Below are 10689 nucleotides of genomic sequence, written 5' to 3' on the forward strand. Positions count from 1 at the left end.
CCGCCGGCGCCCCCGGCCGTGCCGACCTCCCCCCCGCGCCCCGGCCCCCCGGGGCGCCCCCCGGCCGGCGCGGCGCCACGGTCCGCGACGGCACCGACGAGAGGGGTCCGCATGGTCGACCGGGTGCTGTTCGTCTGCCACGCCAACCTGTGCCGCTCACCGATGGCCGAGTACATCGCGCGCCGGCTGCTGGCCGGGCGTGCGGTCACGGTCGTCAGCGCCGGCACGGACGCCGTCGACGACCTGCCGATGCACCCGTACGCAGCGGATCTGGCGGCGGAGACCGGCGGGGACCCCACCGACTTCCGCAGCCGCCGACTGCGCCCGGAACACCTGGTCGGGGCCACGCTGGTGCTCGCGGCGACGCGCCGCCAGCGCTCGGTCTGCACCGCGCTCGCGCCGGCCGCGCTGCACCGGACGTTCACCCTCCGGCAGTTCGGCCGGCTGGCCGCCGCCGCCGGCCCCGCGCCGGATCCGGCCGACGTTTCCCTGCGGACGGCGGTCGAGGCCGCCGCCCGCGCCCGGGGACAGCTGCAACCCGCCACCGGGGACGCGGACGACCTACGGGACCCGATCGGCGGGACCGCCGCCGACTTCCGACGCTGCGCGGAGGAGATCGAACGCGCGATGCGCCCCCTCGTGGCACTCATCGGGACAGCCGGGTGAGTTCCTGCGTACGGTCGCTGACGACGTCGTCGATCCGCTCCGCGTGCCGGGCGGCCGGAGCCGGATCGGCCGGCACGTCCGGGGTCGCGGCGGCGGCGACCACCCGGTAGGCCTCGTACTGGTACGCCTCGGCCTTCGCCACCTTGGCCATGTTCAGCACGCAACCGAGCAGCCGGACGGAGACCGAGTTCAGGGCACGGGCGGCCTGTGCCACCTGGCTGCGCGAGGTGCGGCCCTGCTGGGAGACCAGGAGCGCGCCGTCGGCCTGCACGGCCACCACCACGCCGTCCGTCACGGCCAGCAGCGGGGCGGTGTCGATGATGACGATGTCGGCGGACTCGCGCAGGGCGAGCAGCAGGTCCGCCATCGCCTTCGAGCCGAGCAGCTCGCTGGGGTTGGGCGGTGCCGAGCCGCTCGGCAGCACCAGCAGGGACTTGTCGCCCCAGCGCTGCACCACGTCACCGACCTGGACGTCACCGACCAGCACGTCGGTGAGGCCGATGCCGGCGTCGAGCCCCAGATAGTCGGCCACCTTCGGGCGGCGCAGGTCGGCGTCGACCAGCAGCACCCGCCAGCCGGCCTCGGCCAGGGCGATCGCCAGGTTGCAGGAGAGCGTCGTCTTGCCCTCGCCCTGCAGGGCACTGGTGACCGCGATGACCCGGGCGGGCTCGTGCACGTCGACGAAGCGCAGGTTGGTACGCAGCTTGCGCACCGCCTCGGCCCGGGCGGAGTTGGCCGCCTCCCCGACGATCAACGGTGCCGACTTCGCGGTGCTCTCGAAGGGGATCTCGCCGAGCAGCGGACTGCCGGTGGTGCGCTGAAGGCCGGCGGCGTCGCGCAGGCGCACGTCGGCGATCCCGCGCAGGATCGCCAGGCCCACGCCGGCGAGCAGACCGAGCAGCGTGCCGACGACGAAGTTGCGCACCGGCTGCGGCGAGACAGGCGTCGGGGTGACGCGGGGCCCGCTGACCACCTCGATCCTGATCGGGCCGGCCTTGCCGTCCTGGGTGGTCTCCACCTTCTGCACCAGTTGGACGAACTGCGCGGAGAGCAGTTCGGTGACCTTCAGGGCCCGGTTCTGGTCCGTGTCGGTCACCGACGCGCGCAGCAGCACCGTGCCGGTCTCGGTGGAGGTGCTGACGCGACGCTGGATCTCCTCGGCGGTGAGCCCGACCGGGCTCTCGGCCACCACGCTCTGCGCGAGGCGGTCGCTGGTCAACAGCTCGGCGTAGGACTTCACCCGCTGCTGGAGGAAGAGACCGCCCTGGTAGGCGTCGGTGACACCCTGGCTGGGCGTGGTGACGAAGAAGGTCACCGACGCGACGTAGCGGGGCTGCGCCCGGACCGTGACCAGGGCGGTGACGCCGAGCGCGACCATCACGGTGAGGAGCACGATCCACCAGTGCCGGCGCACGAGGCGGAGTTGGCGATACAGGTCCATCAGGCGCGCCTCCGTACCAGGCCGGTAACGCCAAAGAACTTCACGAAAACCCCCAAGGTCGACCTAATCTCGTGAAACCATTAAAGCGACTCATACGCCTTATGTCCCGAGTTACGTATTTTCGCCCCTTGACACATGCGCCCGACCCACCACCGGACAAACGGGCGTACGGGTCCCCGGGTGGCGGGGTGGAACCGACCGGCCGTGACGTCGCCGGCAATCGCCCGTCCCGGCTCGCCGGTCGGGGCGGCGGTGGATAGGGTCGGGGACGGTGTGCCGGGAAGCCTGGTCGGCGCTCGATCCCTGCTGTCCACGACCCGAGGTGGAACCCGCGCATGACCGACCGCAGCCCGCACCCGGGCGGCCCCCGCCCGCGCCGCCCGTTCTTCTCCCGCACGTCCTGGCCCGAGGCCCGGTTCCTGGCCGACGTGCTGCGCACCGAGACCGTCGGCGGCGGCCTGCTGCTGCTCGGCGCGGTGATCGCGCTCGCCTGGGCCAACTCCCCGTGGGAGTCCTCCTACGCCGCCCTCGGCGCGTGGGTGCCCTGGACGGGCGGGGCCGCCCTGCACCTGGACCTGAACCTCGCCGCCTGGGCCGCCGACGGCCTGCTGGCGATCTTCTTCTTCGTCGTCGGGCTCGAACTCAAGCGCGAGTTCGTCGCGGGCGACCTGCGCGACCCCCGCCGGGCGGCGCTGCCCGTGATCGCGGCGATCGGCGGCATGGCGGCGCCCGCCCTGATCTACCTCGCGATCAACCTCGGCGCCGGCGGCGACGGGCTGCGGGGCTGGGCCATCCCCACCGCGACGGACATCGCCTTCGCACTCGCCGTGCTGGCCGTCATCGGCTCCCACCTGCCGCAGGGCCTGCGCGCCTTCCTGCTGACCCTGGCGGTGGTCGACGACCTGCTCGCCATCACCATCATCGCGATCTTCTACACCGCCGACTTCAACTCGCTGCCGCTGCTCGCCGCCCTGGTCCCCATCGCCCTCTTCGGCCTGCTCGTGCAGCGGCGCAGGACCTGGTGGTGGGCGCTGATCCCGTTGGCGGCCACCGCGTGGGTCCTCATGCACGCCTCCGGGGTGCACGCCACCGTGGCGGGCGTCCTGCTGGGCTTCACCGTGCCCGTCCTGCGGGGCAAGTCCGGCGACGCGCACGGGCTCGCCGAGCACCTCGAGCACCGCTGGCGCCCGATCTCGGCGGGTTTCGCCGTGCCGATCTTCGCGTTCTTCGCGGCCGGGGTGTCGCTGCGGGGCGCCGACCTGGGGGCGGTGATCACCGACCCGATCGTGATCGGCGTCGTCGCCGGTCTGGTGCTCGGCAAGGTCGTGGGGATCTTCGGCTCGACGTTCCTGCTGGCCCGGTTCACCCGGGCGCGGCTCGACGAGGACATCACCTGGACCGACCTGCTCGGCGTGGCGCTGCTGGCCGGGATCGGGTTCACCGTCTCCCTGCTGATCGGCGAGCTCGCGTTCGGTCCCGGCAGCGCCGCCGACGCCAACGTCAAGGTGGCCGTGCTGACCGGCTCGGTGATCTCCGCGCTGCTCGCCACCGTCGTGCTGGTGCGGCGCAACACCGCCTACCGACGCATCGCGGAGGCGGAGCGGGTGGACGCCGACCGCGACGGCGTGCCGGACGTCTACCAGCGCGGGGAGGGCTGACACCGGGGCACCGCCCCGGGGCGGGCCGGCGGTTCATCCGGGCGCGTGCGGAGTCGCGGCCGCGCGGTCCCGTCCCGCCCGCGCCGACGACGCGCCGGCGGTGAGCGCCGCCCAGAGCAGCCGGCGCAGCAGGACGATCGCCGCCGCGCCCGCCAGGTCCGTCCAGTCCTGGTGGCCGGCCAGGCGCAGCAGCCCGGCGGCGGTCAGCAGGTCCAGCAACACGCGCACCGCGCACCGCCACGAACCCGCGCCGAGCAGCACCGCCAGCCCGGCCAGGGCGGCGAGGGCGGTGGTGGCGGCGACCAGGGCACCGATCACCCGCCGCGCTCCGCCTGGCGGACCTGCTGCTGCTCCTGGCGGATCTCCCGGCCCAGGAAGTAGTTCAGCGCGGTCCGGATCGCGGCGATGGCCGCCAACTGCCCGATCTGGGCGAAGGTCGGCGAGACCGCCGTACGCAGGATGTCCGCCGCGAGCTGGAACTCCAGCCCGAGGGTGAGGAACCGCCCCAGGGAGAGCCGGATCGGGGTGAACACGGCGGCGCTGCGGTGCCGCAGTCCCTCGACCACGAACCGCAGCGCCGCCCAGGCCGCCCCGACGAAGATGACCGCGGCCCCGGCCACCTCCACCGCGGTGACCAGGGCCTGGTAGCCGTGGCGCAGGATCTCGTCGACGCCCACCCGCTGGCGTTACCCGACCAGCACGCCGGTAGTCGGCGTCGGCTGGGCTGCCGCGTGCCGGCAGTGGGGCCGCGTGCCGGCTGGGCTGCCGCGTGACGGCAGGGTGCGTCAGGTGAGCTGCGTGACGGCCTCCAGGACCAGCCAGAGCCCGCAGATCGCGAAGAGCACCGCGGCGCCGTACTTGATGGTCTTCTCCGGCAGCCGCCGGCCCAGCATCCGCCCCACGAGGATGGCGAGCGCGTCCGCCGCCACCATGCCGATCGTCGAGCCGAGCCAGGTGCCGAACCAGCCGTACTGGGTGGCGAGGGTGATGGTGGCGAGCATGGTCTTGTCGCCCAGCTCGGCCAGGAAGAACGCGACCGACACCGCGACGATGGCGGACTTGCTGGTCTTCTCGGCCTTGCGCTTCTCCTCCTCGGTGAGGCTGTCACCGCGCAGCGTCCACGCGCCGAAGCCGAGGAACGCCAGGCCCGCGACGAGCGAGATCCACTCCGTGGGCAGGGCGGCGCCGAGCCCGTAGCCGATCGCCACCGAGGCCAGGTGCACCACGGCGGTGGCGACGGTGATGCCGATCAGGACCGGTACGGTCTTGAAGCGGGTGGCGAAGGTCAGGGCCATCAGCTGGGACTTGTCCCCCAGCTCCGCGACGAAGATGACGCCGAAGCTGACCACCAGCGCGACGAGGAAACCTTCCATGACATCCTTCCGGATCATGCCGGGAGGAGGTACGGGGCGCCCTCGACCCGGCTGCTACAGCCTGGGTCGAAGGTCTCGCCCGCCTCGGATGACGAGGCCGCGTGGCCGGATGCGGAACGCACCAGTGTGTCGACCACGACATTGGGGGCTACTCCCCTTCGCGCCGCCCAGCCTAGCCGACCGCCGCTCGGGCGCACCCCGGCGGGTGAAGATGCTCACCCGCCGGCGGCCGTCGCCGGTCGCCCCCGGGCGGGCCGCCGTCGATCAGGCCGGGGCAGCCCTGACGGTCACTCGGCGCGCGCCAGGGTGACGCCGAACAGGCCGTCCGGGTCGGTCCAGAAGTCGTGGGCGGCGAGGCGGGCGGCGCCCAGTTCGGCCGCGATCCCCTCGGGCCGGAACTTCGCCGACACCTCCGTGCGCAACTCCTCGCCCTCGGCGAAGTCGACCGTCAGGTCGAGCACCCGTACGCGCATCGGCCGGCGCGCCCGCAGCCGCATCTCGATCCACTCCCGCGCGGGGTCCCAGAGCGCGACGTGGGCGAACCCCTCCGGGTCGAAGTCGGCGCCCAGCTCACGGTTGACCACCCGCAGCACGTTGCGGTTGAACTCGGCGGTGACCCCGGCCGCGTCGTCGTACGCCGGCACCACCACCGCCGGGTCCTTGACGAGGTCGGTGCCGATCAGCAGCCAGTCCCCCGGCTCCAGCGCGGCACGCATCGCGGCGAGGAACCGCGCGCGCTCGGCCGGCAGGAGGTTGCCGATCGTGCCGCCGAGGAAGATCACCAGTCGGCGCCCGCCGGCCGGCAGGCGGTCGAGGTGACGGGTGAAGTCCCCCACGATGCCGCGTACCCGCAGCCCGGGATAGTCGGCGGCGATCTCGGCGATGGACTGCCGCAGCGCGCTGACCGACACGTCCAGCGGCACGAACGTGCCCAGCCCGCCCCGGCGGGTGAACGCGTCGAGCAGCAGCCGGGTCTTCTCCGACGAGCCGGAACCGAGTTCGATCAGCGTCTTCGCACCCGTCAGCTCGGCGATCGTGGCCGCCCGCTCGGCCAGGACCGCGCGCTCGGCCCGGGTCGGGTAGTACTCCGGCAGCCGGGTGATCTCCTCGAACAGCTCGCTGCCGCGCGCGTCGTAGAACCACTTGGGCGGCAGCCACTTCTCCTCGGCCGTCAGGCCGGTGCGGACGTCCTCCCGCAGGCTGCGGTCCAGGTCCTGCTCCTCCAGGTGGATCTCCAGCGGCTCCGCGCCCATCTCATTCCCTTCGTCGTCGGGTGGAACGTGCCTGTCGGCCGGCGCTCAGACCTCGGTGAGGGCGCGCACGCGCACCCCCGTCGCGGTCGCCTCCACCAGCCGCCCCTCCGGGACGGCCCGCCAGGCGGGGTCGTCGTCGTGCGGCTCGGACGCCAGCAGCACCGAGGCCGGCGTCGCGCGCAGCGACAGCGCGTGCCCGGCGACGCTGGCCACCACGGTGCGCCCGTCGGTGAGCAGCAGGTTGAGCCGGGACCCGGGTGCGGCCCCGGCCACCGCCGTCACGGTCTCGGCGACCGCGCGCGCCGGCTTCACCCCCGCCCGCAGCCGGTGGCGCACCAGCGCCCACAGCAGCGCCGAGTCGGTGGAGGCGTCGAGGGTGAGCAGGTCGCGTACGGGCAGGGTGGCGGCGAGCGGAACCATCGAGTCGGGCCAGCCCCGCACCACCCCGTTGTGGCTGAACAGCCAGCGCCCCTCGGCGAACGGGGCGGCGGCGGCGTCGAGGACCGCCATGCCCACCGTGGCGGAGCGGACGGCGGCCAGCACCGCGCCGGCCGAGGTGACCTGCGCGAGCTGGGCGATGGTCGGGTCGCTCCAGATCGGCTGCGAGCGCCGGTAGCGCACCGGCTCGCCGTCGCCCGGGTACCAGCCGACGCCGAAGCCGTCGGCGTTGATCGTCCCGCCGCCGCGCATGTCGCGCGGCGCCCAGGACTGCCGCACGAGCGAGTACGGCGGGTCGAACAGCAGCTCCCGCAGGGTCACCGGCGGCCCCAGGTAGGCCAGGTGGCGGCACATCAGGCGGCACCGCCCCGCGCAGGCGTCCTCACGGCTGCGCCTCCTCCGGCCGGGCGTCCCGGGCGCAGCGAAAGCCGCTGAAGATCTGGCGACGGATCGGGAAGTCCCAGTTGCGGAAGGTGCCCCGGCAGGCGGCCCGGTCGGTGCCGAACGACCCGCCGCGCAGCACCCGGTGCTCGTCGCCGAAGAAGACCTCCGAGTATTCGCGGTAGGGGAACGCGGTGAAGCCGGGGTGCCCCCGGAACGGGGTGGAGGTCCACTCCCACACGTCGCCGATGAGCTGGTGCACGCCCAGCGGCGAGGCGCCCGCCGGGTAGGCGCCCACCGGGGCGGGCCACAGGTGCCGCTGGCCGAGGTTGGCGTGCTCGGCGGTGGGGTCGTCGTCGCCCCAGGGGTAGCGGCGGGAGCGGCCGGTGGCCGGGTCCCAGCGGGCCGCCTTCTCCCACTCCGCCTCGGTCGGCAGCCGCTTGCCGGCCCACGCGGCGTACGCCTGCGCCTCGTGGAAGCAGACGTGCACCACCGGCTCGTCGTCGCGTACCGCCGCCCACCGCCCGAACCGCCGGCAGGCCCAGCCGTCGCCGTCGCGGCGCCAGTGCATCGGCGCGGACAGCCCCGCCTCCCTCCGGTGCCGCCAGCCGGCGGGGCTCCACCAGCGCGGGTCGTCGTAGCCGCCGTCGGCGATGAACTCCCGGTAGCGCCCGTTGGTCACCGGCGCCGCGTCGATGACGTACGCCGGCAGACGCACCCGGTGGGCCGGGCGCTCGTTGTCCAGCGCCCACGGGTCGGTGTCGGTGCCCATGGTGAACTCGCCGGCCGGCACCAGCACCTCGGCGCCGACCCGGGCCGTCGGCTCCGGCGGCGGCGGGGCGTGCAGCACGGGCGCGCCGGCGCGCAGCTGGTGGGTGGCGAGCATCGTCTCGTCGTGCTGCTGCTCGTGCTGCACGATCATGCCGAAGGCGAACCCGTCGGCAACCAGCGGACGCTCGGTGAACGCGACCCGGTCCAGCAGGTCGAGCACCTTGTCCCGGACGGTGAGCAGGTAGGCGCGGGCCTCCCGTGGAGGCAGCAGCGGCAGCGTCGGGCGGTCCCGGCGGGGCTGCTTGAACGCGTCGTACAGGTCGTCGATGTCGCGCCGGACGGGTTCGCGCCCGCCCACGTCGCGGACCAGCCACAGTTCCTCCTGGTTGCCGACGTGGGCCAGGTCCCAGACCAGCGGGGACATCAGCGGCGAGTGCTGCCGCACCAGGTCGGCCTCGTCGACGGCCTCGGTCAGCAGGGCGGTGCGGGCGCGGGCGCGTCGCAGCTCCGCCGCGATCCGGCCGCGCAACTGCTCCGCGTCCGTCGACTGCGTGGTCGTGCCGGTCACCGGTGGCTCCTTCCCGCGGCGTCGCGCCGCCGCCGTACGCCTCGGTCGATGTCGTCGTGCAGGGCCGCCGGCAGGCCGAGCCGGGGCAGGGCCGCGAGGGCCAGGTCGAACAGGTCCGCCGCGGCGGCGGCCAGCGCCGGATCGCGCAGGCCGTGGCGGGCCGCGGCGTACCAGCGGTGGGCCACCGGCTCGGCGACGGCGCGCGTCGCGCGGACCGTGCCGGGGTCGGCGAGCAGGACGGCCAGCACCGCCAGCGGCACCACCCAGCCCCGACCGGGCTGCGTGTCGAGGTAGCGCAGTTCCAGGTAGCCCCGGGGCCGCACCGGCGGGAAGAGGGTGCTCACGTGGTAGTCGAGGTCGTCGGTGGTGGGCGGCCGGGGCAGTGCCCCGTCGACCCAGTCGGCGAACGTGATCCCCGGCGGCGGCGTCCAGTCGTCGCCGTCGTCGCGCACGCAGAGCAGCGGCGCGGCGAGGACGTACCTGGTCCAGGCGGTGACCGGGTCGACGTCGGTCTCCGGGGTCCAGACGGGACGGGTGCGGGCGGGTTCGATGCCGTACCAGGCCGCCATCCGGGCGGACGCCCAGCCGGTGCGGCGACCGGCGTGGCGGTCGGCGGTGGCGAACGCGGCCAGCAGGGGCGGCCCGAGCGCGTGCACCGCGGCCCACCGGTCCGGTAGGTGCTCGGGCTCTCCGGCGTCGAGGCAGACCTGGAGGCCGGCGGTGCTGTACATCATGGTCCGGCCGGCCGGGCCGCGCCGGTCGAAGACGCGGCGCATGGCGCGGTAGCGGGGGCCCTCGACCACCGGGCGGGGCGGCCGGTGCGGGTCTATGCCGCTGCCGCCCAGGACCAGCCCGGCGGCGTCGAGCAGACCGCTCAGCTCGGCGATGTCGCCGTCGGCGGCGTGGACGAGGGTGGCGAGCGAGGAGCGGGGCGCGGTGGAGATCTCCAGCTGCCCGCCGGGCTCCACGGTCACGGTGCCACCGTGCGGGAGCGGATCGGCGGGGCTCGCGCGGTCGAGGGTGCGGGGGCTGTGCCGCCCCAGGGCCGCCCGCAGCCGCTCGCCGTCGACCGGGCGGGCGGCATCGGCGGCGTCGTGCACGGTCCATTCGAGTTCGACGCCGGTGTGCGTCGGTGGACCGGTCTTGAAGCAGATGCGCGCGAGGTGGCCCTCGGCGGCGGTGGACTCCCGCAGCACGGTGGTCCGATCGAGTTCCGGCGACGTCACCACAGGACGGGCCCCCTTCCGGGTCGACTTCCGATCCGTGTCACGGTAACGCCACCCACCGTCATCGGCGAGGTGGCGACGGCCCCGCCACTTCTGTCTAGCAGACGAATTTCGCGCGACCGGCCGGAACGTGTCGCGAACACGGCCGGCCTCCGCCCCGCCCGCGTGGGTCAGGCCGACGAGGCCGGCCCGCGCGGGCGGGCGGGCGGGAAGTTCGACGAGGCCGGCACAGGCGGGCAGGCCATGACAGGCCCGCGCCACGGGCGGGGAGGACCAGCCCGTCCGGGGGCGGGCGCGACGGCTCAGTCGGCGACGGCCGGGCCCGGGGTCGCGGTCGAGGTCGGCTGCTTCCTCGTCGGCTTGTCCGGCGACTTCTCCGCCGCCGCCTCGGGCACCATTTCCCCGCAGAAGTCCCCGACCCGGTCCCGTCCTCCCGCCGCGGCCACCAGGCGGGCGAACGACGGGGTGTCCAGCGCCTTCTCCCGCTGCTCCGGCTTCTTGGCCAGGTACGCCCGGCAGAGCCCGCGCAGGTGTCCCGCGTCGGGCGACGGCGTCGGGGTGCTCGCCGCGGCGGTGGCGCCGGGGGTGGACGTGCCCGAGGTGACGACGGCGGAGGGGGTCCCCGTGGGGTCGCCGCCGCCGGGGGCCGCCGTCGGCTCGCGTTGCGGCTGTGTGGTGGCCGGTGTCGGGGTGAACGGCGCCGGGGTGGCGGGGCGCGGCGGGGTCGGGTCGTCGGCACGGTCCAGGGTGACGGCCGCGAAGGCGGCGCCCGCGGTCGCGGTCACCACGATCCCCGCGCCCCAGGCGAGGGCACCGGCGGTGAACCGGCGGCGGCGCGCCGGCGCCACGGCTCCGGCGGGAGCGCCGGCCGCGCGGGCCGCGCGGGCCGCGCGGAAGGCGGCCACGGCGGCCTC

Annotated in this window: 11 protein-coding genes; 2 read left to right on the forward strand and 9 right to left on the reverse strand. The window is 74.9% G+C overall.

The window, feature by feature from the left end:
- Positions 1-111 precede the first annotated feature (111 nt).
- Complete coding sequence (locus V6U77_RS27155) at positions 112-666, forward strand: arsenate reductase/protein-tyrosine-phosphatase family protein (protein WP_334609582.1); 555 nt, start codon at positions 112-114, stop codon at positions 664-666.
- Here V6U77_RS27155 and V6U77_RS27160 read toward each other — a convergent pair.
- Positions 647-2107: a polysaccharide biosynthesis tyrosine autokinase gene (locus tag V6U77_RS27160; protein WP_334609583.1), complete on the reverse strand. Its 1461-nt coding sequence runs from the start codon at positions 2105-2107 to the stop codon at positions 647-649. The two genes, V6U77_RS27155 and V6U77_RS27160, sit on opposite strands and share 20 nt — an antisense overlap.
- Before the next feature lie 335 nt (positions 2108-2442).
- On the opposite strand from V6U77_RS27160, the gene nhaA reads away from it, so the two are divergent.
- A complete protein-coding gene (gene nhaA, locus V6U77_RS27165) occupies positions 2443-3765 on the forward strand; it encodes a Na+/H+ antiporter NhaA (protein ID WP_334609584.1) in 1323 nt (440 codons plus the stop codon).
- 33 nt (positions 3766-3798) lie between these two features.
- Here nhaA and V6U77_RS27170 read toward each other — a convergent pair whose 3' ends face one another.
- The 8 genes from V6U77_RS27170 to V6U77_RS27205 form a co-directional block, all read right to left on the reverse strand.
- Positions 3799-4083 (reverse strand): hypothetical protein, encoded by a 285-nt coding sequence (locus tag V6U77_RS27170; RefSeq protein ID WP_334609585.1) that lies wholly within the window; start codon positions 4081-4083, stop codon positions 3799-3801.
- The gene (locus V6U77_RS27175; RefSeq protein WP_334609587.1) at positions 4080-4442 is read right to left on the reverse strand and encodes a DUF1622 domain-containing protein; all 363 of its coding nucleotides are present in this window, start codon (positions 4440-4442) and stop codon (positions 4080-4082) included. The genes V6U77_RS27170 and V6U77_RS27175 overlap by 4 nt, the downstream gene beginning before the upstream one ends.
- A gap of 108 nt (positions 4443-4550) precedes the next feature.
- The gene (locus V6U77_RS27180) at positions 4551-5138 is read right to left on the reverse strand and encodes a TMEM165/GDT1 family protein (protein ID WP_334609594.1); all 588 of its coding nucleotides are present in this window, start codon (positions 5136-5138) and stop codon (positions 4551-4553) included.
- A gap of 287 nt (positions 5139-5425) precedes the next feature.
- Complete coding sequence (gene egtD / locus V6U77_RS27185) at positions 5426-6391, reverse strand: L-histidine N(alpha)-methyltransferase (protein ID WP_334609588.1); 966 nt, start codon at positions 6389-6391, stop codon at positions 5426-5428.
- Positions 6392-6436: 45 nt separating this feature from the next.
- Positions 6437-7183, reverse strand: coding sequence for an ergothioneine biosynthesis protein EgtC (egtC, locus tag V6U77_RS27190; protein WP_334609590.1), 747 nt, complete (start codon positions 7181-7183; stop codon positions 6437-6439).
- A gap of 28 nt (positions 7184-7211) precedes the next feature.
- Complete coding sequence (gene egtB, locus V6U77_RS27195; RefSeq protein WP_334609591.1) at positions 7212-8549, reverse strand: ergothioneine biosynthesis protein EgtB; 1338 nt, start codon at positions 8547-8549, stop codon at positions 7212-7214.
- Entirely contained in the window at positions 8546-9778 is a 1233-nt protein-coding gene (egtA, locus tag V6U77_RS27200; RefSeq protein WP_334609592.1) for an ergothioneine biosynthesis glutamate--cysteine ligase EgtA, read from the reverse strand. The genes egtB and egtA overlap by 4 nt, the downstream gene beginning before the upstream one ends.
- A 299-nt stretch (positions 9779-10077) precedes the next feature.
- Positions 10078-10689 (reverse strand): hypothetical protein (locus V6U77_RS27205; RefSeq protein ID WP_334609593.1); only part of this gene is annotated, 612 nt, incomplete at its 5' end.

The organism is Micromonospora sp. CPCC 205546 (assembly GCF_036902715.1).
GTDB lineage: Bacteria > Actinomycetota > Actinomycetes > Mycobacteriales > Micromonosporaceae > Micromonospora.

Excerpts from the sequence above, each read along its gene's own strand:
- V6U77_RS27155 (WP_334609582.1), top strand. The coding sequence starts at position 112 with ATGGTCGACCGGGTGCTGTTCGTCTGCCACGCCAACCTGTGCCGCTCA.
- V6U77_RS27160 (WP_334609583.1), bottom strand. The coding sequence starts at position 2,107 with ATGGACCTGTATCGCCAACTCCGCCTCGTGCGCCGGCACTGGTGGATC.
- nhaA (WP_334609584.1), top strand. The coding sequence starts at position 2,443 with ATGACCGACCGCAGCCCGCACCCGGGCGGCCCCCGCCCGCGCCGCCCG.
- V6U77_RS27180 (WP_334609594.1), bottom strand. The coding sequence starts at position 5,138 with ATGGAAGGTTTCCTCGTCGCGCTGGTGGTCAGCTTCGGCGTCATCTTC.
- egtD (WP_334609588.1), bottom strand. The coding sequence starts at position 6,391 with ATGGGCGCGGAGCCGCTGGAGATCCACCTGGAGGAGCAGGACCTGGAC.
- egtC (WP_334609590.1), bottom strand. The coding sequence starts at position 7,183 with ATGTGCCGCCACCTGGCCTACCTGGGGCCGCCGGTGACCCTGCGGGAG.